The 25,255-nt window shown below is 72.1% G+C and carries 25 protein-coding genes; 9 read left to right on the top strand and 16 right to left on the bottom strand.

Features of this window, described 5'->3' with window-relative positions:
* Positions 1–69: 69 nt before the first annotated feature.
* The 4 genes from ACFY60_RS06305 to ACFY60_RS06290 all read right to left on the bottom strand — a co-directional run bounded on the left by ACFY60_RS06305 (position 70) and on the right by ACFY60_RS06290 (position 3,687).
* A complete protein-coding gene (locus ACFY60_RS06305) occupies positions 70–1,116 on the bottom strand; it encodes a hypothetical protein (protein ID WP_388609323.1) in 1,047 nt (348 codons plus the stop codon).
* A gap of 130 nt (positions 1,117–1,246) precedes the next feature.
* Positions 1,247–2,245 (bottom strand): ABC transporter substrate-binding protein, encoded by a 999-nt coding sequence (locus tag ACFY60_RS06300; RefSeq protein ID WP_388609324.1) that lies wholly within the window; start codon positions 2,243–2,245, stop codon positions 1,247–1,249.
* Positions 2,238–2,999 (bottom strand): ABC transporter permease, encoded by a 762-nt coding sequence (locus tag ACFY60_RS06295; RefSeq protein ID WP_388609326.1) that lies wholly within the window; start codon positions 2,997–2,999, stop codon positions 2,238–2,240. The genes ACFY60_RS06300 and ACFY60_RS06295 overlap by 8 nt, the downstream gene beginning before the upstream one ends.
* A gap of 1 nt (position 3,000) precedes the next feature.
* Complete coding sequence (locus ACFY60_RS06290; protein WP_309050112.1) at positions 3,001–3,687, bottom strand: ABC transporter permease; 687 nt, start codon at positions 3,685–3,687, stop codon at positions 3,001–3,003.
* Between the two features lie 142 nt (positions 3,688–3,829).
* Here ACFY60_RS06290 and ACFY60_RS06285 point away from each other — a divergent pair, with 142 nt between their 5' ends.
* Positions 3,830–4,804 carry an ABC transporter ATP-binding protein gene (locus ACFY60_RS06285; RefSeq protein ID WP_388609328.1) on the top strand — a complete coding sequence of 325 codons (975 nt, stop codon included), beginning with the start codon at positions 3,830–3,832 and terminating at the stop codon, positions 4,802–4,804.
* A 158-nt stretch (positions 4,805–4,962) separates the two neighbouring features.
* Here the strand turns inward: ACFY60_RS06285 and ACFY60_RS06280 are convergent, their stop codons facing one another.
* Positions 4,963–6,072: an alpha/beta hydrolase gene (locus ACFY60_RS06280; RefSeq protein ID WP_388609330.1), complete on the bottom strand. Its 1,110-nt coding sequence runs from the start codon at positions 6,070–6,072 to the stop codon at positions 4,963–4,965.
* Positions 6,073–6,270: 198 nt separating this feature from the next.
* Here ACFY60_RS06280 and ACFY60_RS06275 point away from each other — a divergent pair, with 198 nt between their 5' ends.
* From ACFY60_RS06275 to ACFY60_RS06250, 6 genes are all read left to right on the top strand, one after another.
* The gene (locus ACFY60_RS06275; protein WP_388609332.1) at positions 6,271–8,121 is read left to right on the top strand and encodes a phosphatidylglycerol lysyltransferase domain-containing protein; all 1,851 of its coding nucleotides are present in this window, start codon (positions 6,271–6,273) and stop codon (positions 8,119–8,121) included.
* A gap of 28 nt (positions 8,122–8,149) precedes the next feature.
* The gene (gene folP / locus ACFY60_RS06270; RefSeq protein ID WP_388609333.1) at positions 8,150–9,010 is read left to right on the top strand and encodes a dihydropteroate synthase; all 861 of its coding nucleotides are present in this window, start codon (positions 8,150–8,152) and stop codon (positions 9,008–9,010) included.
* Positions 9,007–9,489 (top strand): nuclear transport factor 2 family protein, encoded by a 483-nt coding sequence (locus ACFY60_RS06265; RefSeq protein WP_388609334.1) that lies wholly within the window; start codon positions 9,007–9,009, stop codon positions 9,487–9,489. Before folP ends, ACFY60_RS06265 begins: the two co-directional genes overlap by 4 nt.
* Positions 9,490–9,632: 143 nt before the next feature.
* Positions 9,633–9,992 (top strand): dihydroneopterin aldolase, encoded by a 360-nt coding sequence (gene folB / locus ACFY60_RS06260; RefSeq protein ID WP_352058171.1) that lies wholly within the window; start codon positions 9,633–9,635, stop codon positions 9,990–9,992.
* Positions 9,989–10,588 carry a 2-amino-4-hydroxy-6-hydroxymethyldihydropteridine diphosphokinase gene (gene folK / locus ACFY60_RS06255; RefSeq protein WP_388609335.1) on the top strand — a complete coding sequence of 200 codons (600 nt, stop codon included), beginning with the start codon at positions 9,989–9,991 and terminating at the stop codon, positions 10,586–10,588. The genes folB and folK overlap by 4 nt, the downstream gene beginning before the upstream one ends.
* A gap of 48 nt (positions 10,589–10,636) precedes the next feature.
* A complete protein-coding gene (locus tag ACFY60_RS06250) occupies positions 10,637–11,122 on the top strand; it encodes a DUF3180 domain-containing protein (protein WP_388609337.1) in 486 nt (161 codons plus the stop codon).
* Between the two features lie 400 nt (positions 11,123–11,522).
* Here ACFY60_RS06250 and folE read toward each other — a convergent pair whose 3' ends face one another.
* The 6 genes from folE to dacB all read right to left on the bottom strand — a co-directional run bounded on the left by folE (position 11,523) and on the right by dacB (position 18,936).
* Positions 11,523–12,128, bottom strand: a complete 606-nt coding sequence (gene folE / locus ACFY60_RS06245; protein WP_388609340.1) for a GTP cyclohydrolase I FolE — start codon at positions 12,126–12,128, stop codon at positions 11,523–11,525.
* Positions 12,129–12,229: 101 nt separating this feature from the next.
* On the bottom strand, positions 12,230–14,257 hold the full coding sequence (gene ftsH / locus ACFY60_RS06240; protein ID WP_388609343.1) for an ATP-dependent zinc metalloprotease FtsH: 2,028 nt from the start codon (positions 14,255–14,257) through the stop codon (positions 12,230–12,232).
* Positions 14,258–14,428: 171 nt separating this feature from the next.
* On the bottom strand, positions 14,429–14,968 hold the full coding sequence (hpt, locus tag ACFY60_RS06235; RefSeq protein WP_309056516.1) for a hypoxanthine phosphoribosyltransferase: 540 nt from the start codon (positions 14,966–14,968) through the stop codon (positions 14,429–14,431).
* 41 nt (positions 14,969–15,009) lie between these two features.
* Positions 15,010–16,050, bottom strand: a complete 1,041-nt coding sequence (gene tilS, locus ACFY60_RS06230) for a tRNA lysidine(34) synthetase TilS (RefSeq protein WP_388609346.1) — start codon at positions 16,048–16,050, stop codon at positions 15,010–15,012.
* A gap of 221 nt (positions 16,051–16,271) precedes the next feature.
* Positions 16,272–17,411 carry a zinc-dependent metalloprotease gene (locus ACFY60_RS06225; RefSeq protein WP_388609348.1) on the bottom strand — a complete coding sequence of 380 codons (1,140 nt, stop codon included), beginning with the start codon at positions 17,409–17,411 and terminating at the stop codon, positions 16,272–16,274.
* A gap of 73 nt (positions 17,412–17,484) precedes the next feature.
* Positions 17,485–18,936, bottom strand: coding sequence for a D-alanyl-D-alanine carboxypeptidase/D-alanyl-D-alanine-endopeptidase (gene dacB, locus ACFY60_RS06220; protein ID WP_388609350.1), 1,452 nt, complete (start codon positions 18,934–18,936; stop codon positions 17,485–17,487).
* Positions 18,937–19,038: 102 nt separating this feature from the next.
* Here dacB and ACFY60_RS06215 point away from each other — a divergent pair, with 102 nt between their 5' ends.
* Entirely contained in the window at positions 19,039–19,530 is a 492-nt protein-coding gene (locus ACFY60_RS06215; protein WP_309052121.1) for an inorganic diphosphatase, read from the top strand.
* A gap of 119 nt (positions 19,531–19,649) precedes the next feature.
* Positions 19,650–21,308 (top strand): threonine/serine exporter family protein, encoded by a 1,659-nt coding sequence (locus ACFY60_RS06210; protein ID WP_388609352.1) that lies wholly within the window; start codon positions 19,650–19,652, stop codon positions 21,306–21,308.
* Positions 21,309–21,341: 33 nt separating this feature from the next.
* On the opposite strand, the gene ACFY60_RS06205 is transcribed toward ACFY60_RS06210, so the two are convergent.
* The 5 genes from ACFY60_RS06205 to ACFY60_RS06185 form a co-directional block, all read right to left on the bottom strand.
* Positions 21,342–22,040 (bottom strand): DedA family protein, encoded by a 699-nt coding sequence (locus ACFY60_RS06205; RefSeq protein WP_388609354.1) that lies wholly within the window; start codon positions 22,038–22,040, stop codon positions 21,342–21,344.
* Positions 22,041–22,198: 158 nt separating this feature from the next.
* Entirely contained in the window at positions 22,199–22,963 is a 765-nt protein-coding gene (locus ACFY60_RS06200; protein WP_388609356.1) for an ABC transporter permease, read from the bottom strand.
* Complete coding sequence (locus ACFY60_RS06195; RefSeq protein WP_388609358.1) at positions 22,960–23,913, bottom strand: ATP-binding cassette domain-containing protein; 954 nt, start codon at positions 23,911–23,913, stop codon at positions 22,960–22,962. Before ACFY60_RS06195 ends, ACFY60_RS06200 begins: the two co-directional genes overlap by 4 nt.
* Positions 23,914–24,004: 91 nt before the next feature.
* Entirely contained in the window at positions 24,005–24,640 is a 636-nt protein-coding gene (locus ACFY60_RS06190; RefSeq protein ID WP_388609360.1) for a PadR family transcriptional regulator, read from the bottom strand.
* A gap of 47 nt (positions 24,641–24,687) precedes the next feature.
* On the bottom strand, positions 24,688–25,230 hold the full coding sequence (locus tag ACFY60_RS06185) for a DinB family protein (protein ID WP_388609361.1): 543 nt from the start codon (positions 25,228–25,230) through the stop codon (positions 24,688–24,690).
* Positions 25,231–25,255 lie beyond the last annotated feature (25 nt).

Here is a 25,255-nt window from a genome sequence, read left to right as displayed (position 1 = left end):
CCCCCGGTAGGACCCGGGAACGACGGAGGCGCCCGCCGGGCAGGCGGGCGCCTCCGTCGTCGCGGCGGGTCAGGAGTTGACGGCCCCGCGCAGTTCGGCCACGTCGAGCTGCTCGGTCTCGTCGTGCGCGGTGAGGTCGATGACCTGGCCGGCGGTCCGCGGCGGGGCCGGGGTGAGGGGCGTGACGCGGGCGGCCTGAAGGACCTCGTCCCCGACGACGTCGGCGAGGTCCGTGTTCTGCACCGCCTCGATGGCGGCGGCGGCCTTCTGCGTACCGAAGAAGTCGAAGCCCCCCTCGGGACGCGGGGCGGGCCGGCGGGCGGTGTACGGGACGACGGCGGCGGCGACCGGAGCCGGCGGCGCGGGCGGCGCGGTGGCGCTGCCGGTGGTGCCCGCCGTCCCGGTGGTGCCCGCGGCCGGGGCGGCGGTCAGGGCGGGAGCCTCGCTGCGGGTGTGCTGCTCGGTCGCGCCGGCCGCCGGGTGCTTGCCCTCCGCGTCCTCCTCCGTCGCGTCGGCCGTCCGCCCGGCGGTGCGGCGGGCGCGCTGGGCGGCGGCGTTGCGCGGGAGGTCGGCCAGGGCCCGGGCGGCGCGGCGGTACGCCTCCGGGGTGGGCGTCGACCCGGCGGCCGGGAGCGCCCTGGCGTCCCCGGCCGTGGCGGCGGTGGCCTCCAGGGCGAGGACGCGGCGTCCCTCCAGGGCGCTGGCCCGCTCGGTCTCGGCGGTGGCGTAGCGGCGCAGCAGGTCGGCGTGCTCGCCGCGCAGGGCGGCGAGTTCGACCCGCTTGGCGCGCAGCTTGGCGTCCAGCCGGGCCCGCAGGGCGCGTGACTCCTCCAGGTCGGCCTCCAGTTCCGCGGTCCGCTCGTCGGCCTTCCACTGGTCGGCGGTGCGGGCCCGGTTGAGCTCGGCGACCTGGCGGCCGGCGCTCCGGTCCCAACTGCGCATGAGCACGGCTCCGGTGACGGCGGCTCCGGCCGCCGCGGCGGCGAGCAGCCGGACGACCACGAGGTCGCCGGGGAGCCAGGCCGCCGCGGCGCACACGACCGCGGCGCCGGCGACCGCGGAGGGCGGCAGCAGCTTGTGCAGAGGCGGGGAATGGCGGTGGCGTCCACGTGGCATGGCCTGAAATTTACCGTGCGTAGGCGCCGTGTGGGGGGTCGGCCCGGCAAACTCCTGTCCACTTCTCACCGGAAGAAGCGGGATCCCGCCCTTCCGGTTCCGCTTGGGGCCGACTTCCCTTCGCCGTCCTCTACTTGCTGAGCAGCCCCTTCGACTGCAGATAGGCCTTCGCCGCGTCCTCCGGCTTCGCGCGCTCGGCGTCCACCTTCCGGTTGAGTTCGGCGAGATCCGCCGTGCTGAGCACCTTGGTGATCTTGTTCAAGGCGGTGGCTATCTCCGGCGCTCCGGCGTCCTTCGCGTTCACCACCGGCAGCACATTGTCGGCGTTCTGCAACTTCTTGTCGTCGGCGAGGAGGACGAGCCCGAAGCTGTCGAGCGTGGCGTCCGTGGTGGTCGTCAGAACCAGCTGGTCCACCCCGTCCCGGACGGCCTGCTTGGCCTGCGGGGTGCCCACACCCTTGGGGTCGACACCCGCCACGTCGACTCCGTACCGGGCCTTCAGACCGGGCGCGCAGAAGGGCCGTACCGCGCATTCGTCACCGGCCGCGATCCTGACCTTCAGCTTCGCGCGACCAAGATCGGAAAGCGTGCTCAGCCGGTTCTTCGCGGCGAATTCCTTCGACACGGCGAACGCGTTCTGATCGACCGCTCCGCCGGCCTCCAGGACCTTCAGCCCGCGCGGTTCCGCGAGCTTCCGCAGCGCTTCCACGGTGGCCTTCGCGTCACCCGACGCGACCGGCTTCTCCTCGGGCGCCTTCGGGCCGTTCACCTTCGCGTTGAGGAATTCCGCGAGGGTCGCCGCGTATTCCGGTACGACGTCGATCTGGCCGTTCTCCAGGGACGGTTCGTACAGTTCCCGGTTCTTCACCGTCGTGACCGAGACCGTGTATCCGGCGTCCCGCAGCACCTGGGCGTACAGCTCGGCCAGCACCTTCGACTCGGTGAACGCCGCGGCGCCCACCACCAGCGAGCCCTTGCCCCCGCCACCGGAACCGCCCGACCCGCCGGCCGCACCGCCCTTGCCCTGCTCCAGGCTTTCCCCGCCGCAGGCCGTGAGCGCCACGGCCAGTGCCGCCGCCCCCACCACCGCACGCGTACTCCGCGAGAACCCGTTCACCGAATCACCCATCCCACTTCGTCGGTCCGGCCGCCGGTCTCTCCGCCGGTCCGGCTGTGTGCGTCCGCCGCGCCCGCGCGCCGCGCCCGTCCGCCGCGCCCGTCCGGGAGCGGCCCGCCCCCAGGAGCCGGTCGGCGCCCGCGAGGACGCCCTCGACCACGAGGGCCAGCGCCGCCACGAGGACCGCGCCGGCGACCACCTGCGCGGTGTCGTACAGGGCGAAGCCGGCCGTGATGACCCGGCCCAGACCGCCCTGACCGACCATCGCGGCGACCGTGGCCGTGGCCACCACCTGCACGGCGGCCGACCGCACGCCCGTCATCACCACGGGCCGCGCCAGGGGCAGTTCGACCCGCAGGAACACCTGCCCCCCGGTCATCCCCATGCCCCGCGCCGCCCGCACGGCCGCCCGGTCCACCTCCCGCACCCCCACGTACGCGTTGGTCAGCAGCGGGGGTATCGCGAAGAGGACGAGGGCCACCACGGTCGGCACGTACCCCGCGTTCCGCAGCGGCGAGACCATGAACAGGGCGAGGACCGCGAAGACCGGCACCGCCCGCCCCACGTTCGACACGTTCACCGCGAGCGCCCCGCCCCGCCCCAGGTGCCCCAGGCCCAGCCCCACCGGCAGGGCGACCGCGCAGGCGATCAACAGCGCCAGCCCGCTCACGTACACATGCTCGGCGAGGCGCTGCCCGATCCCCTCCGGGCCCGACCAGTGCGCGCCGGTGGTGAGCCAGGTCCACGCGTCCGTCACGACCCCCACCTCACCCACCTCCCGGCGCGGTCCGTATCCGGGCCCAGGGCGTGAGCAGCCGCTGAAGGCCCAGGAGCAGCAGGTCGGCCACGACGGCGAGCAGGACGCACAGCACGGAAGCGGCCAGCACCTGCGCCTTGAAGAAGGTCGGCAGGGCGTCCTCGATGAGATTGCCGAGCCCGCCACGGCCGACCACCGACCCGATCGTCGTCAGCGCGATCGTGGAGACCGTCGCCATCCGCACCCCGGCCATCAGCACCGGCAGCGCCAGCGGAAGTTCGACCTCCCAGAGCAGCCGCCACGGCCCGTACCCCATGCCCCGCGCGGCCTCCCGGGTCTCGGCGGGCACCGCCGCCAGGCCGGCCAGGGCGTTGCGCACCAGGATCGTCAGGGCGTACAGCACGAGGCCCGTCACGACGAGCGCCGCCGACAGGCCGAACACCGGCAGCAGCAGCGAGAACATCGCGAGCGACGGCACCGTGTAGAGCAGGGTCGTCAGCCCGAGGACCGGGCCGGCGAAGCGGGGCCTGGCCCGCACGAGCAGCGCCAGCGGCACCGCCACGACCAGCGCGAGCAGCACCGACACGACCGTGATCCCCACGTGCTGGAGCAGCGCGTCCGTCAACTCCCCGGCACGCGTGCGCAGGTACTCGCCGCAGATCCAGTCGTTCGTCACCAGACAGTTCGGCGTGCTCATCGTCCTCCCCCCGGGTCGCCCGCCCTTCCGAACGCTTGTGTGACGACCCTAACCCGGGGCACCGACAACCGCCGGAATCCGCCACCCCCCGGCAACACACCCTTCACACACCCCCGGCTCCCAGGGGCCAGAATGGGGAACCATGATCCGGTTCGAGCACGTGACCAAGCGCTACCCCGACGGCACCACGGCCGTGGACGACCTCTCCTTCGAGGTCGCCGAGGGCGAACTCGTCACCCTCGTCGGGCCGTCCGGCTGCGGCAAGACGACCACCATGATGATGGTCAACCGGCTCGTCGAGCCCACCTCCGGCCGCGTCCTCGTCGACGGCCGGGACGTCGCCGGCGTCGACCCGGTCGCGCTGCGCCGCAAGATCGGCTACGTCATCCAGCAGGTCGGCCTCTTCCCCCACCGCACCGTCCTCGACAACACCGCGACCGTGCCCGCGCTCCTCGGCTGGAAGAAGTCCGCCGCCCGCGCCCGCGCCGCGGAACTCCTCGACCTCGTCGGGCTCGACCCCGCCACGTACGGTTCCCGCTATCCCGCCCAGCTCTCCGGCGGACAGCGCCAGCGCGTCGGTGTCGCCCGCGCCCTCGCCGCCGACCCGCCCGTCCTCCTCATGGACGAACCCTTCGGCGCGGTCGACCCGGTCGTCCGCGAACGCCTCCAGAACGAGTTCCTCGCCCTCCAGGCGACCGTCCGCAAAACGGTCCTCCTCGTCACCCACGACATCGAGGAAGCCGTCCGCATGGGCGACCGCATGGCCGTGTACGGGCAGGGCCGCATCGAGCAGTTCGACACTCCCGCCACGGTCCTCGGCGCCCCCGCCACCCCCTACGTCGCCGACTTCGTGGGCAGCGACCGCGGCCTCAAGCGACTCGCCGTCACCCCCGTCACCGAGGCCGACCTCGACCCGCTGCCGCCCGCACCGGATCCGGCCGGCGCCCCCGCCCCCGTACCCCTGGGGACCTCCCTCAAGGACGCCCTCGCCGCCCTCCTCCAGCACGACACCGGCCGCCTCGCCGTCACCGGCGACGACGGCCGGCCCCTCGGCGTCCTCACCCCCGAAGGCGTCCACCGCGCCCTGCGCCGCGCCTCCGCGCCGGACGCCCCCTAGGCGGTGTCTTTTGGATCAGGCCGGATCAGGGAGCGGCGTCTGGCGCCGTGCATCGCAAGGCGGAGGAGGGAGTCCATGCGGAGCATCGGCGACCGACGACAACGCAGCGAGGCGCGGTGCCAGGCGCCGCGAGCCCGGCAAGATCCGAAAGACACGGCCTAGGCGGTGAGGCGGCCGCTCATCCACACCAGGCCCGGCGGGATCTCACGGTTCCACGTGTTGAAGTTGTGGCCGCCGCTCTCCAGGGTGATCGAGGAGACCCGCGCCGGGCTCCGCACCTTCTTCACGAACTCCAGCGTGCCCTTCCGGTTGTCCTCGCCCCGCTTCGACGTCGTCACCAGGAACGAGGACCGCCCCTGCGGCAGGTGGTCCAGGCTCCACAGCAGGTCCGCCCGCCTGCGCAGCCGGTCGTCCCCGTGGAACAGGTCCCCCGTCGTCACGTCCTCCGCCGCCCGGTAGTACGCCGAGAAACCCGCCCCCGCCCCGTACCGGTCCGGGTGGTGCAGCGCGATCTTCAAGGCGCAGTACCCGCCCGTCGAGTTCCCCATGACGCCCCAGCTGCGCGGCCCCGTCCCCACCCGGTACGACTCCGCCACCGCCCTCGGCAGGTCCTCCGCGAAGAACGTCTCCGTCTGCGGGCCCCCCGGCACGTCCACGCACTCCGTGTCCCTCGGCGGCGCCACCGTCGGCCGCATCATCACCAGGACCATCGGCCGCATCCGGCCCTCCTTCGCCTGGAGGTACGCCGTCCGCGGGTACTTGAGCCCCTTGATCAGGTTCTCCGCCGTGCCGGGATACCCGGTCAGCACCACCGAGACCGGGAACTTCCGCCCCGCGTACCGCTTCTGGAAGTACTCCGGCGGCAGGTACACGTACGCCGACGACGAGATCCGCGACCGCTCACCCGCGATCAGCACCTTCTGGATCTGGCCCGCCACCGCCGGACGGCCGCCGCCCGGCACGTCCAGCGCCTGCGTCCCCACCACGCGCAGGTCCTTCGAACCCGCCGAGTGGTCGACCACCACACCCATCTCCTGCTCCTGGCCGAACAGGTCCGCCCACGAGCCGTAGAAGAGGAACGACCGGTTCGCCGCCAGACCCACCGCCGCGAACAGCGCCACCTGCGTCACCAGCAGCAGACCCACCCGGCCCGCCACGGCCCGCCAGCCGCGGCGACCCAGCCTCGGCCACCACACGACCGTGGCCGCGAAGAACAACACGGCCACCACCATGGCCAACACGAGAACACTGCTGCTGGTGAGACCCATGGGACGACCGAGCCTTCTTCCTGGTGCGCCGGACGCCATGTCCGCCGGACTTCGTGAGAATTTCCTGAGGGGGAGTGAACCCACCCCCGCCCACCGCCGTCCTAGAAGGCGCACCAACCGGGCCGGCCCGCCGTACACACCGCGGAGCGCGACCCGGTCCAGAACCCCTCGCAGGACCACGGGAAGCACGGGAAGCGGATGTCTGTCACGGTAGATGGGGACAAATCACGATTGGTTCCGGTTCGGGTACGCCGGATTCTGCGCGGCCCCCGACCCGAGAAAGTCCCCTCCCTCGTCGGCACGGCCTGCACCCTCATCGGCCTCGTCGACATCGCCGCCGGAGTCTTCCCCCGCTTCCGCGCCAGCCGCGTCCACGCGCTCGCCGAAGTCCTCCCCGGCACCCTCGGCCCCCTCTCCGCCGCCCTCTCCCTGAGCGCCGGCGTCCTCCTGCTCCTCCTCGCCCACGGACTCAAGCGCCACAAGCGCCGCGCCTGGCGCGCCGCCGTCGTCCTCCTCCCCCTCGGCGCCGCCGCCCAGTTCGTCTGGCGCCACTCCGTCCTCGGCGCCCTCCTCTCCCTGGCCCTCCTCGCCCTCCTCGTACGCCACCGCGGCGAATTCGCCGCCCTCCCCGACCCCCGCAGCCGCTGGCGCGCCCTCGCCAACTTCATCGTCATGGGCGCCGGCTCCCTCGCCCTCGGCCTCGTCATCGTCAGCGCCCACCCCCGCCGGGTCGTCGGCGACCCCAGCCTCTCCGACCGCCTCGAACACGTCCTGTACGGACTCTTCGGCGTCGAAGGCCCCATCGCCTACACCCACGGCGTCGACTGGACCGTCGGCTACTCCCTCGGCGCGCTCGGCATGCTGACCGCCCTCACCACCATCTACCTCGCCCTGCGCCCCGAGCACCCCACGGCCCGCCTCACCGACGACGACGAGGCACGCCTGCGCGCCCTCCTCGCCCAGCACGGCGGACGCGACTCCCTCGGCCACTTCGCCCTCCGCCGCGACAAGGGCGTCGTCTTCTCCCCCAGCGGCAAGGCCGCCGTCTGCTACCGCGTCGTCTCCGGCGTCATGCTCGCCAGCGGCGACCCCATCGGCGACGTCGAAGCCTGGCCCGGCGCCATCGAACGCTTCATGGACGAGGCCAAGGCCCACTCCTGGACCCCCGCCGTCATGGGCTGCTCCGAGACCGGCGGCCACGTCTGGACCCGCGAGACCGGCCTCGACGCCCTCGAACTCGGCGACGAGGCGGTGGTGGACGTCGCGGATTTCTCCCTCTCCGGACGAGCCATGCGCAACGTCCGCCAGATGGTCAAGCGCATCGAGCGCAACGGCTACACCACCCAGGTCCGCCGCGTCCGTGACCTCACCGACGCCGAACTCGAACGGATCCGCGCCGCCGCCGCCGACTGGCGCGGCACCGACACCGAGCGCGGCTTCTCCATGGCCCTCGGCCGCATCGGCGCCCCCGGCGACGGCGACGCCGTCATAGCCACCGCCCACAAGACCGACCACAACACCGCCGACACCGCCGACGGCCCCTTCGGCGACCTGAAGGCCGTCATCCACTTCGTGCCCTGGGGCCCCGACGGCATGTCCCTCGAACTCATGCGCCGCGACCGCTCCGCCGACCCCGGCATGAACGAGCTCCTCATCGTCGCCGCCCTCCAGGCCGCCCCGGCCCTCGGCATCGCCCGCGTCTCACTCAACTTCGCCATGTTCCGCGCGGCCCTCGCCCGCGGCGAGAAAATCGGCGCCGGCCCCGTCCTGCGCGCCTGGCGCGGCCTCCTCGTCTTCCTCTCCCGCTGGTTCCAGATCGAGTCCCTGTACAAGTTCAACGCCAAGTTCCAGCCCCGCTGGGAACCCCGCTTCGTCGTCTACCGCAAGAGCCGCGACCTCCCCCGCATCGGCTTCGCCGCCATGCAGGCCGAAGGCTTCGTCAACCTCTCCCTGCCCCGTCCCTTCACCCGCAGGACCGCCCCGGCCCCCCGCCCCTGCGCCCACCTGCCCGCACCCGCCCGCCCCGAGCAGGAGGTCCGCGCGGCCTGATCCCACCCCCGGGCCCTACGCTGGACACATGAGTACGACGATCGACCGCGGGACCGCCCGCGGCCTGCCGGAGTGGGACCGCTGCGCCGTCATGGGCGTGGTCAACGTGACCCCGGACTCCTTCTCCGACGGCGGCCGCTGGTTCGACACCACGGCCGCCGTCAAACACGGCCTCGACCTCGCCGCCGAAGGCGCCGACCTGGTGGACGTAGGCGGCGAATCCACCCGCCCCGGCGCCACCCGCGTCGACGAGGACGAAGAACTCCGCCGCGTCATCCCCGTCGTCCGCGGCCTCACCGCCGAAGGCGTCACCGTCTCCGTCGACACCATGCGCGCCACCGTCGCCGCCCGCGCCGTCGACGCCGGCGCCACCCTCGTCAACGACGTCAGCGGCGGCCTCGCCGACCCCCGCATGGTCCCCACCGTCGCCGCCGCGGAGGTCCCCTTCGTCGTCATGCACTGGCGCGGCTTCAGCAAGGACATGAACAGCCTCGCCGTCTACGACGACGTCGTCACCGAGGTCGTCGACGAACTCCGCGCCCGCATCGAAGCCGTCGTCGACGGCGGCGTCCACCCCGACCGCCTCGTCGTGGACCCCGGCCTCGGCTTCGCCAAGCACGCCCCCCACGACCTCGCCCTCGTCGCCCACCTCCCCCGGCTCCGCGCCCTCGGCCACCCCCTCCTCGTCGCCGCCTCCCGCAAACGCTTCCTCGGCCACGTCCTCGCCCACGAGGGCGCCGCCCCGCCCCCGGCGCGCGAACGCGACGCCGCCACCGCCGCCGTCTCCGCCATCGCGGCCCACGAAGGTGCCTGGGCCGTCCGCGTCCACGAAGTACGCGCCACCGCCGACGCCGTCCGCGTCGCCAGGGCCGTAGAAGGAGCCGCGTGACCCCCACCACCGACCGGACCGCCGTGGAAGCCGCCAACACCGCCTTCTACGAAGCGATGGAAACCGGCGACTTCGACACCGTCTCCCGCCTCTGGCTCGACGACGGCGCCACCCCCCTCACCTGCGTCCACCCCGGCTGGCCCGTCCTCACCGGCCGCGGGGAAGTCCTCCGCTCCTACGCCCTGATCATGGCGAACACGGAGTACATCCAGTTCTTCCTCACCGACCTCACGGTCACCGTCGCCGGCGACACCGCCCTCGTCACCTGCACCGAGAACATCCTCAGCGGCGGCCCCGCCGAGGACGGCGCCGAACTCGGACCCCTCATGGGCCAGCTCGTCGTCGCCACCAACCTCTTCCGCCGCACCCCCGAAGGCTGGCGGATCTGGTCCCACCACGCCTCCCCCGTCCTCACCGAGACGGACGACACACCCGGCGGCGACGACCCCGGCGCCCCGGGCCTCCCCGGCACTCCCTGACCCCGCGACCACCCCCGCGAACGGCCGGCACCGGCCCCACGGGCAGGTGCTGTCGGTGCCCGCGGGTAGATTCGACAGAGGACACCCGGCCGTCCGCACCCGGCTGCGTGGCCACCGGAACTACGACAGCAGGAGTGATTCGCGTGGATCGTGTCGCGCTGCGCGGCCTCAAGGCCCGAGGCCACCACGGCGTCTTCCCCAAGGAGCGCGAGGAGGGCCAGACCTTCATCGTGGACCTGGTCCTCGGCCTGGACACCCGCCCGGCGGCCGCCGACGACGACCTGACGAAGACGGTGCACTACGGCATCGTCGCCGAGGAGGTCGTCGACGTGGTCCAGGGTGAACCCGTCGACCTCATCGAAACCCTCGCCGAACGCATCGCCCAGCAGTGCCTCAGCCACGCGGGCGTCCAGGAGGTGGAGGTCGTCGTCCACAAACCCGACGCGCCCATCACCGTCCCCTTCGACGACGTGACCGTCACCATCACCCGGAGCCGACGATGAAGCCGACCCAGAGCGACCCCACCGTCCAGCCCGTGCCCGCCGCCGTCGTCGAGACCGTCGACGCCGCCGACACCACCCTCTCCAACCCGCGCTGGGCCGTCCTCGCCCTCGGCGCCAACCTCGGCAACCGCCTGGAGACCCTCCAGGGCGCCGTCGACGCCCTCGCCGACACCCCCGGCCTCCGCGTCAAAGCCGTCTCCCCCGTCTACGAGACGGAGCCCTGGGGCGTAGAACCGGGCAGCCAGCCCTCCTACCTCAACGCCGTCGTCCTCGTGAAGACCACCCTGCCGCCCTCCTCCCTCCTGGAGCGGGCGCACGCGGTCGAGGAGGCCTTCCACCGCGTCCGCGAGGAGCGCTGGGGCGCCCGCACCATCGACGTCGACATCATCACGTACGCCGACGTCGTCTCCGACGACCCCGTCCTCACCCTGCCCCATCCCCGCGCCCACCAGCGCGCCTTCGTCCTCGCCCCCTGGAACGACGTCGACCCTGCCGCGCTCCTGCCCGGCCACGGAGCCGTCGCCGACCTCCTGACCTCCCTGGGACACACGGACGTCACCCCCCGTGACGACCTGGAACTCCGTCTGCCCGAGTAATCGTTACGCTCGTGGCAGACCGCTCCGCGACCACGTGAAGGACACCCGGTGAAACAACTGCGGCTGAAGGTGCTCGCCGGACTGTTCCTGGTGGCCGGCATCCTCTCCTGGGGCGCCAGCCGCCTCTGGGACTCCGTCGGCACCCTTCCCAGCGTGCCCCTCGCCGCCCCCGTCGTCCTCGCCGTCATCGCGGCGGTCCTCGCCGCGACGGCGCTCTCCCTGCGCGCCCGCCTCAAGGCCCAGCGGGAGCGCCGCCCCGGCGCCAAGGGCGTGGAACCCCTGATGGCGGCCCGGGCGGTCGTCTTCGGCCAGGCCAGCGCGCTGGTCGCCGCGCTCGTCGCCGGCATGTACGGAGGCATCGGCGTCTTCCTGCTCGCCTCCCTCGACGTCCCGGCCCGCCGCGACCAGGCCCTCTACGCGGCCCTCTCGGTCGCGGCGGGCATCGGCGTCATCGCCGCCGCCCTCTTCCTGGAGCACGTCTGCAAACTCCCGGAGGACGACGACGAGGGCCCGAACCGCGCCCCGGCGGCCTAGCCGCGAATTCGTATCCTGGCCGGATCGTCAGCCGCTCCCTGCGCAGCTTCCGCGCCGGCGTCCACGCTGCTGTCATGCCCGCCGCGTCCCGCGCGGGCACCCAGCCACCTGACGTCGCCAACAGCAAGTCCGGGCTCGCCGTGAAGGTCGTGTGGTCGGTGATCACGTCGACGGCGTCCCGCCCCTTGACCGCGGTCACGGACGTGACGGAAGTCCGCACCGTCCGGTCACCGTCCAAAGTCCACAGGACGTTGCCGGCGGCCACGCTGTTCGCCTGCGTCCAACCACCCACTCCGTTGACCAGCATCTGGCTGGAAAGCCCGTACCCCATACCGCCCCCTTGATCAGCGACAACCTCCGCTGATCAAGGACGGTATGAAGCAAAGCGGACAGCCCGCTCCTAGCGGGCCAGTATCAGGGACATGGCCTCAGCCCGTGTAGTAGCGTCGCGAAGTTGACCACGTACCGCCGAGGTGGTCGTCTTCGCGCCCGGCTTCCGGATGCCGCGCAGCGACATGCACATGTGCTCCGCCTCGATCACGACGATCGCGCCCCGCGCTTCGAGAATCTTCATCAGCGAATCGGCGATCTGCGTCGTGAGGCGCTCCTGGACCTGCGGGCGGCGGGCGAAGACGTCCACCAGGCGGGCCAACTTCGAAAGGCCCGTGATCTTGCCGCTTTCCGCCGGGATGTAGCCCACGTGGGCGATACCATGGAACGGCAAAAGGTGATGTTCACAGAAGCTAACGAGTTCAATGTCCTTCACGAGGACCATCTCGTCGTGACCGAGGTCAAACGTCGTGGTCAGAACGTCCTCGGGCTCCTGCCTCATCCCCGAAAGCAATTCGCGGTATGCACGTGCAACGCGCGCAGGCGTCTCCCGCAGCCCCTCGCGGTCCGGGTTCTCCCCGACCGCGATGAGGAGCTCTCGTACGGCGTTCTCGGCGCGCTTCTCGTCGTAGTCGCCGATCGTGCTCTCGCCGTCCAGCGTCACCGGGTCGGTCATCTGTGCCTCGTTCCGTCTGTCTGAACATGGCGCGAAAATGCCGCGCCCCCACAGGCTAGAACCTGTGGGGGCGCGGCAGCCATTCCGGGGTCGTCCGGGGATCAGGTCTCCGGGGTGTCCTCGGGGGCGACCTCGATGCCCTTGGTGGTGTCGACCGTGCCGGTGGCGGTCGTCGCCGTGCCGTTCGCGCTGTTCGTCAGGGCGAGCTCCTTGGGGGAGAGCACCGGCGGACGCGTGGACGGGGTGCGGCGGGCCGAGCCGGTCCAGGCCGGGCGGGCCGGGCGCTTGACGATGGGGGCGAAGATCTCGGCGATCTCCTCCTTGCCCAGCGTCTCCTTCTCCAGGAGGGCGAGGACCAGGTTGTCGAGGACGTCACGGTTCTCGACGAGGATCTCCCAGGCCTCGTTGTGCGCGGTCTCGATGAGCTTCTTGACCTCTTCGTCGACCAGCGCGGCGACCTCTTCGGAGTAGTCGCGCTGGTGCGACATCTCGCGGCCGAGGAAGGGCTCGGTGTTGTCGCCGCCGAACTTGATGGCGCCGAGCCGCTCCGTCATGCCGTACTGGGTGACCATCGCGCGGGCCGTGGCGGTGGCCTTCTCGATGTCGTTGGCCGCGCCCGTGGTCGGGTCGTGGAAGACGAGCTCCTCGGCCGCGCGGCCGCCCAGCATGTAGGCGAGCTGGTCGAGCATCTCGTTGCGTGTGGTCGAGTACTTGTCCTCTTCCGGCAGCACCATCGTGTAGCCGAGGGCGCGGCCGCGGGACAGGATGGTGATCTTGTGGACCGGGTCGGAGTTCGGGGAGGCCGCGGCGACGAGAGCGTGTCCGCCCTCGTGGTAGGCGGTGATCTTCTTCTCCTTGTCCGACATGATGCGGGTCCGCTTCTGCGGGCCCGCGACCACGCGGTCGATCGCCTCGTCCAGCGCCTTGTTGTCGATCAGCTTCTTGTCGCTGCGGGCGGTGAGCAGCGCCGCCTCGTTGAGGACGTTGGAGAGGTCGGCACCGGTGAACCCGGGGGTCCGGCGGGCGACCGCGCCGAGGTCGACGTCCGGCGCGACCGGCTTGCCCTTCTGGTGGACCTTGAGGATCTCCAGGCGGCCCTGCATGTCGGGGCGGTCGACGGCGATCTGCCGGTCGAAGCGGCCCGGGCGCAGGAGGGCGGGGTCGAGGATGTCGGGCCGGTTGGTGGCGGCGATCAGGATGACGCCGCCCTTGACGTCGAAGCCGTCCATCTCGACCAGGAGCTGGTTGAGGGTCTGCTCGCGCTCGTCGTGGCCGCCGCCGAGGCCGGCGCCGCGGTGGCGTCCGACGGCGTCGATCTCGTCGACGAAGACGATGGCCGGGGCGTTGGCCTTGGCCTGCTCGAAGAGGTCGCGGACACGGCTGGCGCCGACACCGACGAACATCTCGACGAAGTCGGAACCGGAGATCGAGTAGAAGGGCACGCCGGCCTCGCCGGCGACGGCGCGCGCGAGGAGCGTCTTGCCGGTGCCGGGCGGGCCGTAGAGGAGGACGCCCTTGGGGATCTTGGCGCCGACGGCCTGGAACTTGGCCGGCTCCTGGAGGAATTCCTTGATCTCGTGGAGTTCCTCGACGGCCTCGTCGGAGCCGGCGACGTCCGCGAAGGTCGTCTTCGGGGTGTCCTTGGTGATGAGCTTCGCCTTGGACTTGCCGAACTGCATGACGCGGGAGCCGCCGCCCTGCATCTGGTTCATCAGGAAGAGGAAGACGACCACGATGAGGACGAAGGGGAGCAGCGAGAGCAGGATCGAGACGAAGGGCGACTGCTTCGTCGGGGAGACGGTGTAGCCCTTCTCGATCTGCCCGGCCTCGAACTTCTCCTGGAGCTTGTCGGCCAGGTCGGCGCCCTGGGTGCCGATGTAGCTGGCCTGGACCTTGCTGCTCTTGTCGATCTGCTGGCCGTCGACGAGCTCGATCTTGATGATCTGCTCGTCACCGGTGGTGAGCTTTGCCTGCTTGACCTGGTTCTTGTCGATCGCCTGGACGACCTTGCCGGTGTCCACCGTCTTGTAGCCCTCGGACGAGCCGACGACCTGCATCAGCACGACCACGGCGAGGACGGCCAGCACGATCCACATGACCGGCCCACGGAAGTATCGCTTCACGTCCATCCATACGGAGCGAGTTCGCCCCGTCCCTCCTGCCCGTAGGAAAATGCCGCTGTGAGAGCTGCACTGTGAAAAAGCTGTTCTTCGGACGGTACCTCAGCATTGTCGCCCGCGACCGCCTTCCGATGGTTCAACGGAGGGAAGGCGGTGCGGGTTCCCCGTGCCGGGGCGGGTTCAGCCGCCGTAGACGTGGGGGGCGAGGGTGCCGACGAAGGGAAGGTTCCGGTACTTCTCGGCGTAGTCGAGCCCGTAGCCGACGACGAACTCGTTGGGGATGTCGAAGCCGATCCACTTGACGTCGATGGCGACCTTGGCGGCCTCCGGCTTGCGCAGCAGGGTGCAGACCTCGAGGGAGGCGGGCTCGCGCGAGCCGAGGTTGGAGAGGAGCCAGGACAGGGTCAGACCGGAGTCGATGATGTCCTCGACGATCAGGACGTGCTTGCCCTTGATGTCGGTGTCGAGGTCCTTGAGGATGCGGACGACGCCGGAGGACTGGGTGCCGGCTCCGTAGGAGGAGACGGCCATCCAGTCCATGGTGACGGGAGTGGACAGGGCGCGTGCCAGGTCCGCCATGACCATGACGGCGCCCTTGAGGACGCCGACGATGAGCAGTTCCTTGCCCGCGTATTCCGCGTCGATCTTCGCTGCCAGCTCGGCCAGCTTGGCGTCGATCTCTTCCTTGGTGATGAGCACCGACTGGAGGTCGGTGCCCATGTCCTTCTCGTTCACCCGGGTCACTTTCGTTGCAGCGTGCGTCAGCCTTGCCGGATGACCAGTCTGCCACCCTGGCGGCGGGCTTCGACGCGGCCGGGCAGGTTGATGGCTCCCTGGCCGCGCCAGCCGGTGATGAGGCGGTCGACCTCCTCGATGTGGCGGGCGAAGAGGGAGCCTGCGGGTGCGCCTTCGGCGATGACGGCGCGGCGCAGGACGCGGCGGCGTACGGCGGGGGGCAGGCCGGAGAGCTTGTCGCAGGCGAGGGCGCCCGCCTCGTCGCGTACGGCGGTCTCGGCGTCGGCGGCCCAGGTGTCGAGGGCGTCGGCGTCGTCGCGGGAGAGCTGGGCCGTACGGGCGAGTGCTTCGACGACGCCTTTGCCGAGGGCCTTCTCGAGGGCGGGGAGGCCTTCGTGGCGGAGCCGGGAGCGGGTGTAGGCGGGGTCGGTGTTGTGGGGGTCGTCCCAGACGGCGAGTTCCTGGGCGATGCAGGCCTTGCGGACGGTCTGCCGGTCGAGCTGGAGGAAGGGGCGCCGGTAGCGGCCGTGGGTGCCGGAGACGGCGGCCATGCCGGAGAGGGAGCGGATGCCGGAGCCGCGGGCGAGGCCGAGGAGGACGGTCTCGGCCTGGTCGTCGCGGGTGTGGCCGAGGAGGACGGCGGTGGCTCCGTGGCGTTCGGCGGCGGCGTCGAGGGCGGCGTAGCGGGCGTCGCGGGCGGCCGCTTCGGGTCCGCCTTCGCGGCCGACGGTGACGGTGACGGCCTCGGCGGGGGTGAGGCCGAGCGCGGTCATGCGGTCGGCGACCTCGGCGGCGCGGGCATCGGAGCCTTCCTGGAGGCCGTGGTCGACGGTGATGCCGCCGGCGCGCAGGGGGAGCTTGCGGGCTTCGAAGGCGAGGGCGGAGGCGAGGGCCATGGAGTCGGCTCCGCCGGAGCACGCGACGAGGACGAGGGGGGTCCCGTCGTGCGCGGGGCCGGCGGGGTGGCCGGTGGCGCCGGTGGCGCGGTGGGTGTGCTCGGTGAGGACGTCGTGGAGTACGCGGCGGACCGCCAGGCGTATCGCCGCGACCGCAGGATGGGGACCCATGTCCGGTGCCCTTCGTGAATGGGGTGGGGTGCCTCGGTCGGAGTGTTAACGGTCGGGAAGGGGGGTTCGGTCACTCAATTCGGTCACACAGAGTGCACCGATCGTGACAGAAACCGGCCCCTTACCCGAGCATTGCACGCCTCACCCCGTGCTCAGGGTCCCTCGGACGGGTGATTGGTGGAGGGTTTCACGCTGTTCTGGTGTCGTGTGCCGCATGCGTCTCAGGAGTCCGCCCTGCGGTGGACCCGGGCGATCCAGTCGGCGGGGGTGGCGATCTCGCTCTTGGTGGGGAGGGTGTTGGGTGAGGTCCAGACGCGGTTGAAGCCGTCCATGCCGACCTCGTCGACGACGGCGCGGACGAAGCGTTCGCCGTCGCGGTACTGGCGGAGCTTGGCGTCGAGGCCGAGGAGCTTGCGCAGGGCGAGGTCGAGGCGGGAGGCACCGCGGGCGCGGCGCTGCTGGAACTTCTCGCGGATCTCGGCGACGGAGGGGACGACCTCGGGGCCGACGCCGTCCATGACGTGGTCGGCGTGGCCTTCGAGGAGGCTCATGACGGCGGTGAGGCGGCCGAGGATCTCGCGCTGTTCGGGGGTCTGGACGAGTTCGACGAAGGAGGGGGACGGTTCGCCCTCCTCGGCTTCGGGGCGTCCGCCGACGAGGGTCTGGGCGGCTTCGCGGAGGCGTTCGACGACGGTGCCGGGGTCGACGTCGGTGGCGGAGAGGAAGGCCTGGATCTCGCCCTGGAGGTGGTCGCGGAGCCAGGGGACGGCGGTGAACTGGGTGCGGTGGGTCTCCTCGTGGAGGCAGACCCAGAGGCGGAAGTCGTGCGGGTCGACGTCGAGCTCGCGTTCGACGTGGACGATGTTGGGGGCGACGAGGAGGAGGCGGCCGCCGCCGTCGGGGCCGGCGGGGAGGTCGCGGGTGGCGGGGGCGAAGGTCTCGTACTGGCCGAGGATGCGGGAGGCGAGGAACGACAGGAGCATGCCGAGTTCGACGCCGGTGACCTTGCCGCCGACGGCGCCGAGGACGGCGCTGCCGGGGGTGCCGGAGCGGCGTTCCTGCATCTTGCCGAGGAGGGGGGTGAGGAGCTCGCGGAAGCCGGCGACGTTGGCCTTGATCCAGCCGGCGCGGTCGACGACGAGGACGGGGGTCTCCTGGTGGTCGGAGTCCTCGGGGAGCATCCGGGTGTAGGCGCGGACGTGCTGCTCGGAGGCCTTGGCGTGTCTGCGCAGTTCGGCCACGACCTCGCGGGCCTCTTCACGGCTGACCTCGGGTCCGGGCCGTACGAGGCGGGTCGCGGTCGCGACCGCGAGGTTCCAGTCGACCATCCCTGATGTGCCTGCGCCACCGATGCTCGTCATGCGTCAACCGTACGGTCTCCGGGCGCGTTCGGTACCGGTTCGGTGCGGCTTCGCGCCGGCCCGGGTGTTCCGGTCAGCGGGTGAGGGCGGCGGAGAGGCGGTCGAGGGCGGGCTGGGCCTGTTCGGCGGAAGGGGTGGTGCCGGCGAGGAAGGCGAAGGCGAGGAGGCGGCCGCCGGGGGTGACGACGGTCCCGGCGAGGGTGTTCACGCCGTGGAGCGTGCCGGTCTTGGCCCGTACGAGTCCGGCGCCGGCGGTGGCGGGCGGGGTGTCGTAGCGGGTGGCGAGGGTGCCGGTGAAGCCGCCGACGGGGAGGCCGGTGAGGACGGGGCGCAGGGCCGGGCGGGCGGGGTCGGCCGCGCGGGTGAGGAGGCCGGTGAGGAGGGCGGCGGTGACGCGGTCGCGGCGGTCGAGGCCGCTGCCGTCGGCGAAGCGGGCGCCGGCGAGGGGGAGGCCGAGGCGGGCGAGTTCGTCGTGGACGGCCTTCTCGGCGCCCTGGAAGCTGGCGGGCTGCCGGTGGGCGAGGGCGGTCTGCCGGGCGAGGGCTTCGGCGAGGTCGTTGTCGCTGTGGGTGAGCGTGCGCTCGGCGAGTGCGGAGAGGGGGGCGGAGTGGGTGCGGGCGAGGGGTTCCGTCCGGGGGGTGGGGCCGGGGGCGGGGAGGCCGGTGACCTGGATGCCGGCGGCGGTGAGGTGGCCGGCGAAGGCGGTGGCGGTGTCGCGGGCGGGGTCGGCGGAGCGGGGGGCGATGCCGCTGGTGCTGTCGTCGAGGCGGCCGGCGCGGGTCATGAGGGCGGTGACGGGGGCGAGGTTCTCGTTGTCGCGGCCGATGGGGTGGAGGGTGGGGCCCTGGTAGAGGCTCGTGTCGTAGGTGAGGCGTACGGAGGTGTGGCCGCGTGCGGTGAGGGTGCGGGCGGCGGTGGTGGCGAGGGCTTGGAGACGGGTGGTGTCGAGGGTGGGGTCGCCGCCGCCGGTGAGGGTGAGGGTGCGGCCGTCGGGGTGGGCCGTGACCGTGGTGGTGATGCGGTGGTCGGGGCCGAGGGCGGAGAGGGCGGCGGTGACGGTGGCGATCTTGACGGTGGAGGCGGGGGTCATGGGGGTGGTGGCGCCCTCGGCGTAGAGCGTGGCGCCGGTGGCGGTGTCGACCACGGAGGCGGTGCGCAGCGGGCCGAGGCCGGGATCGGCCATCAGGGGGACGAGGGCGGCGGCGAGGTCGGCCGGGCGGGGGGCGGGCCCGGCGGGCTCCGCCGGGCCGGCGGGCGCCCGGTCGCCGCCGGCGGAGGCCTGCCCGGCGCCGAGGGCGGCGAGGACGGCGGGGGCGCTGGGGGCGGGGGCCGGGCGCCTGGGGCCGTCGGGGCCGGGTGCCGGGGCGTGATGTGCGCCACCCGCCGCGGGGGCGGCGGCGCGGGCACGTTCGGCCGTACGCTGGCCTCCGTCCCAGGGCCCGGCCGCGGTGACCGCCGCGGCGGCCAGTGCCAGACCGAGTACGGCGGAGCCCGCCGTGAGCCGCCACGTCCTCGGTTCAGGCATTGCTGACCAGCCCCTTTCGCGATCACACACGTGCGTGAGGGACACTTAATCACCGCGCGTCGTCGCGAGCATTCACTTGTGTTGATTCAGGAGGAGCCACCCGTGGAGTTCGACGTCACCATCGAGATCCCGAAGGGGTCGCGGAACAAGTACGAGGTCGACCACGAGACGGGTCGCATCCGCCTGGACCGTCGCCTGTTCACGTCGACGGCCTACCCGACGGACTACGGCTTCGTCGAGAACACCCTCGGCGAGGACGGTGACCCGCTGGACGCGCTGGTCATCCTGGACGAGCCGACGTTCCCGGGCTGCCTCATCAAGTGCCGCGCCATCGGCATGTTCCGCATGACGGACGAGGCGGGCGGCGACGACAAGCTGCTGTGCGTCCCGGCCACCGACCCGCGCATGGAGCACCTGCGGGACATCCACCACGTGGCGGAGTTCGACCGCCTGGAGATCCAGCACTTCTTCGAGGTCTACAAGGACCTGGAGCCGGGCAAGTCGGTCGAGGGCGCCGACTGGGTCGGCCGCGCCGAGGCCGAGGCGGAGATCGAGAAGTCGTACGCGCGCTTCAAGGAGCAGGGCGCCCACTGAGGCCCCTGTCCGCGGAGACTGTGTGAAGGCGGTGCACCCCTCGGGGGGTGCGCCGCCTTCGCGCGTCCGGCGCACACTCATACTGGAATGCACGATTCCCTGGGGATGAGGCGGAGAGAGTGGTGGCGGAGCCGGAGGGTCCCGAGGAGGCTCCGGAGGACCGGAAGCCCCAGTCGGACGAGGCGCGCAGCGCTTTTGTGCCGCCGCCTGGGGTGGAGCAGCCCGCCCCGCCCGAGGAGGAGCATCCGACGTCGGAGTTCTCGCTGCCGGAGGGGCTGACGCCGGAGCCGCCGGCGGAGCAGGAGGGGTCGGCGTTCGCGCCGCCGTCGACGTACTCGGCGAAGAGCTCGCCGCCGGCGTTCACGCCCGCGTACGGGGTGCCGCTGGTGAAGCTGCCGCAGAACGCGCCGTGGCAGGACCGGATGCGGACGATGCTGCGGCTGCCGGTGGGTGAGCGGCCGGTGCCCGAGGCGGCGGGCAAGGAGGACGACGCGGGGCCGTCGGTGCCGCGCGTGCTGGACCTGACGCTGCGTATCGGTGAGCTGCTGCTGGCGGGCGGGGAGGGCGCGGAGGACGTCGAGGCGGCGATGTTCGCGATCTGCCGTTCGTACGGGCTCGACCGGTGCGAGCCGACGGTGACGTTCACGCTGTTGTCGGTGACGTACCAGCCGTCGCTGGTGGACGATCCGGTGACGGCGAACCGCACGGTTCGGCGGCGGGGGACGGACTACACGCGTCTGGAGGCGGTGTACCAGCTCCTGGCGGACATCAACGATCCGGACCACGAGGTGTCGCCGGAGGAGGCGTACCGGCGGCTGGCGGAGATCCGGCGGAACCGGCATCCGTATCCGGGGTGGGTGCTGACGGCGGCGGCGGGGATGCTCGCGGGCGCGGCGTCGGTGTTGCTGGGCGGCGGGCCGACGGTGTTCTTCGTGGCGGCGCTGGGCGCGGTGCTCGGCGACCGGCTGGCGTGGCTGTGCGCGGGGCGGGGGCTGCCGGAGTTCTACCAGTTCCTGGTGGCGGCGATGCCGCCGGCCGCGATGGGGGTGCTGCTGACGCTGCTGCACGCGGATCTGCGGCCGTCGGCGGTGATCACGGGTGGCCTGTTCGCGCTGATTCCGGGGCGGGCGCTGGTGGCGGCGGTGCAGGACGGTCTGACCGGTTTCTACATCACGGCCTCGGCCCGGCTCCTGGAGGTCGCCTACTTCTTCGTGGCGATCGTGGTGGGCGTGCTGTCGGTGCTGTACGTGGCGGTGCAGTTCGACGCGCAGCTGAATCCGGAGGGGACGCTGCGGGCGGTGGAGCGGCCGGTGACGCAGATCCTGGCGTCGATGGTGCTGTGCGCGACGTTCGCGATCCTGTTGCAGCAGTCGCGCGGGACGGTGCTGTTCGCGACGCTGAACGGCGGGGTGGCGTGGGTGATCTACGCGTCGATCGCGGTGACCGCGGAGGGGTCGACGGTGATGGCGACGGCGGTGGCGGCGGGGCTGGTGGGCCTGTTCGGGCAGTTGATCGCCCGCTATCACCACACGTCGTCGCTGCCGTACGTGACGGCGGCGATCGGTCCGCTGCTGCCGGGTTCGGCGACGTACTTCGGGGTGCTGGCGATCGCCCAGAACAATCTGGACCAGGGCTTCGCCTCGCTGGCGAAGGCGTCGGCGCTCGCGCTGGCGATCGCGATCGGGGTGAACCTGGGCGGCGAGCTGGCCCGCCTCTTCATGCGGGCGCCGGGTGCGGGGGCGGCCCGCCGCGCGGCGAAGCGTACGAGGGGCTTCTGAGGCGGCGGGCCGGTTACGGCTCCGGGGGCGGGGTCAGCGCCTGGCGTGGCGGCCGCCGCGCGGCTGGGTGGCGGCGCCGGGGCCGTCGTGCTCCTCGCGCGGGGGGTTCTTCTTCGACTGGGAGCGGGCCCGCAGGTACTCGATGACGATCGGGATCACGGAGATCAGGACGATCGCGATGAGGATCGCCTCGATGTGCCGGTGCACGAAGTCGATCTTGCCGAGGGAGGCGCCGAGCAGGGTGACGCCCGCGCCCCAGAGCACGCCGCCGATGACGTTGAAGGTGATGAAGGAGCGGTAGTTCATCCGGCTGACGCCCGCGATGATGGGCGTGAAGGTGCGGACGATGGGCACGAAGCGGGCCAGGATGAGGGACTTCGGGCCGTGCTTCTCGAAGAACTCGTGGGCCTTCTCGACGTTCTCCTGCTTGAAGAGCTTCGAGTCGGGCCGCCGGAAGAGGGCGGGGCCGACCTTGCGGCCGAAGAGGTAGCCGACCTGGTCGCCGATGATCGCCGCCGCGACGATCAGGGTGCACACCAGCCAGAGCGGGTAGTCGAGCTTGCCGGTGGTGACGAGCAGGCCGGTGGTGAAGAGGAGCGAGTCGCCGGGCAGGAAGAAGCCGATGAGGAGTCCGGACTCGGCGAAGACGATGACGAGGACACCGATGAGACCGAAGGTCTGGATCAGGTAGTCCGGGTCCAGCCAGCTCGGTCCGAGGGCAAGCGTATTCACGGGTTCCGGGCTCCTGCGGTTCGGTGGGGGCATGGGGGCGGTGCGCGCCCCAAGCTATCAACGCCGTGGGGGGTCTCCCGGTTCCACCCGGCTCCCGCGGGACGCGGGGGCGCCGCCGGTGCGTACGTCCCGGCCGGCGCCCCTCCCGTTTCGCCCGGCTACGTCCCGAGCCGGGTGAACCTCCTGACGGCGAGCGGGAGGAAGATCGCCAGGAGCAGCAGCGGCCACAGCACGGCCGCTCCGAGGTGGCCGGGTTCGCCGCCGGGGTTGCCGAGGAGGGTGCGCACGGCCGTCGCGGTCGCGGACATCGGGTTCCATTCCACGGCCGTGCCGAGCCAGCCGGGCATGGCGTCGGGCGAGGCGAAGGCGTTGGAGAGGAAGCCGACGGGCCAGACGAGGATCTGCACGGCCTGGACGAGTTCGGGCCGGCCGGCGACCAGGGCGAGGAAGATCCCGATCCACAGCATCGCGAAGCGCAGCAGGAGCAGCAGGCCCAGGGCCCCCAGGAAGGCGCCGGGACCGCCGTGCGCCCGCCAGCCGATCGCGTGTCCGACGCCGGTCAGGAGGAGGAGCCCGACGGCCGACTGGAGCATGTCGGCCGCGGCCCGTCCGACGAGGACGGCGCCGTCGGTCATGGGCATGGCCCGGAAGCGGTCGACGACCCCCTTCTGCAGGTCCCGGGTGACCGCCGTCATGGTCCCTTCGAGGCCGAAGACCATGGTGAGGGTGAGCATGCCGGGCACCAGGTAGTCCACGTAGGGACCGTCGACGGCCCGCCCGCCGCCGACGAGGTAGCCGAACATCAGCAGCATCATGACCGGGAACACGAGCCCGACCAGGACCTGTACCGGCTGCCGTGCCCAGTGGGCCAGTTCCCGGCGGGTCATCGTCCAGCAGTCGCTCACCACGTACGCCGCGCTCATGCGGCCACCTCCGCCGTCCGCTCGCCGGTCAGTCTCAGGAACACCTCGTCCAGCGTCGGCCGCCGCAGGGCCACGTCCTCGGCCTCGATGCCGGCCTCCTCCAGGGCCCGGACGGTCGCGGCGAGGGAGGCCATGCGGTCGTGCACGGGGACGCTGATCCGGCGCCGGTCGCGGTCGACGTCCGTGCCGGCGGCCGGGAAGGGCAGCGCGGCGGCGGCCTCGTCGAGCCGGGAGGCGTCCCGGACGACCACGTCGATCCGGTCGGCGCCGGCCCGCGTCTTGAGTGCGTCGGGGGTGCCGTCGGCGACGACGCGGCCCCGGTCGACGAGGGAGATCCGGTCGGCGAGCCGGTCGGCCTCCTCCAGGTACTGGGTGGTGAGGAGCACGGTGGTGCCGCCGCCGACGAGGGAGCGGACGGAGTCCCAGACCTCGCCGCGCCCGCGCGGGTCGAGGCCGGTGGTGGGCTCGTCCAGGAACAGCACGTCGGGGTCGGTAATGAGGGAGGCGGCGAGGTCGAGCCGCCGGCGCATGCCGCCGCTGTACCGCTTGACGGGGGTGCGGCCGGTGTCGGCGAGGCCGAAGCGCTCCAGGAGGGCGCCGGCCCGGGCGGTGGCGCCGCGCGCGCCGAGGTGGTGGAGCCGTCCGAACATCTCCAGGTTCTGGCGGCCGTCGAGCTCCTCGTCCAGGGCGGCGTACTGGCCGAGGAGGCCGATGCGGCGGCGGACCCGGCGGGCCTCGGTCCGCACGTCGTGGCCGGCGACCCGGACGAGGCCGTCGTCGTGCCGCAGGAGGGTGGCCAGGATCCGTACCGTCGTGGTCTTGCCCGCGCCGTTGGGGCCGAGCAGGCCGTGGACGGTGCCGCGCGCGACCCGCAGGTCGAGGCCGTCCAGGGCGTTCTTCTCTCCGTACCGCTTGCGTGCGCCTTCCACGAGGATCGCGTCCTCTGTCATGCCGTTCCTCCCGAAACCTGCGTAGTCAAGTTTGACCACTGAGCACCGACGGAGGAAGGTATGCCCTCCCGGGGACGTTAGTCAAACTTGATTAATCGGTGGGCGGGGTGGCGCCGGTCGCGTACGGGTTCTCCTGGCCTTCGGCGAGGACCCCGACGAAGGGCTCGCCCTCACCCGCGAAGACGTACGCGCCCCCCTCGATCCGCTCGATGAGGCCGAGCGTCCACTCCTTGCCCGCGTCGGCCGAGTGCACCCAGAGGTGCATGATCTCCCCGATGTGCCCGAGCTGCCCGGGCCCGCCCTCGGGGGTGTAGTACTCGGTGACCGCGGTCCGCCACTCCTCCAGCGCCCGCACCCGCCGGCGCAGCAGTTCCACCGCCTCCGCGCGCGGCAGGTCCACCAGGAAGCCGATGCCCGCCGAGAGCACGTCCATCTTCTGGTCGTAGGTGGTCAGGGACGCGCGCAGCAGGGCGAAGTACTCCTCCAGGCCGCGTTCCGTCAGCTCGTACTCGACCCTGGGCGGACCGCCCACGGTGCTCGGCGCCAGCTCGTACGCGCGCAGCAGTCCCTGCTTCGCCATGTGCTTGAGCGCGTGGTAGATCGAGCCGGGCTTGGCGTTGGACCATTCGTGGGCGCCCCAGAACTCCAGGTCGTTGCGGACCTGGTAGCCGTGGGCGCGGCCGTGCTGCTTGACCGCGCCCAGGACGAGAAGCCGGATCGCCGACATCCCGCACACCTCCTAGTCAATTTTGACCAGGGTACGCGGGGCGGGGGTCACCCGCGCCCCTGCTCCTCCGCGATCAGATCGAAGGAGACCTTGCCGTCCAGGGACTCGCGGACGATGTCCGCGTGCCCGGCGTGCCGCCCCATCTCCTGCACGAGGTGCAGCAGCATCCACCGCACCGACACCCGCCCGTCCTTCGGGAACCAGGGGGCGGGCGGCAGCGGGAAGGTGACGTCCAGGCTGGGCACGGTGCGCACGAAGTCCTCGGTCTCCTTCGCGACCCCGGTCCAGAAGTCGACGATCTCGGGGATCGTCTCGCCGTCGGTGAGGCGGAAGGCCTCGCCCCACGTCTCCTGGGTGCGCTGCCGCTCGTTCGGCCGCTGCTGGGCGAGGCGGAGCCAGTTCAGCTCCACCTCCGCCACGTGCTTGATCAGCCCGGAGAGGCTGAGCTCACTGGCGCTCGGGCGGCTCGCCGCCTGCTCCTCGGTGAGGCCGCGCGCCGCCCGCCGGATCGCGGCGCGCTGCGCCTCGATGAAGTTGAGGAACGCGCCGCGCTCGTCGCCCTGGGCCTCCGCGGGTACGAGAGCCACCATGTTGTCCGCCTTCCGTCGTGCGATC

It is taken from the genome of Streptomyces sp. NPDC012827 (genome assembly GCF_042900905.1).
GTDB lineage: Bacteria > Actinomycetota > Actinomycetes > Streptomycetales > Streptomycetaceae > Streptomyces > Streptomyces gulbargensis.
This window is presented reverse-complemented; position numbering and strand designations above follow the sequence as displayed.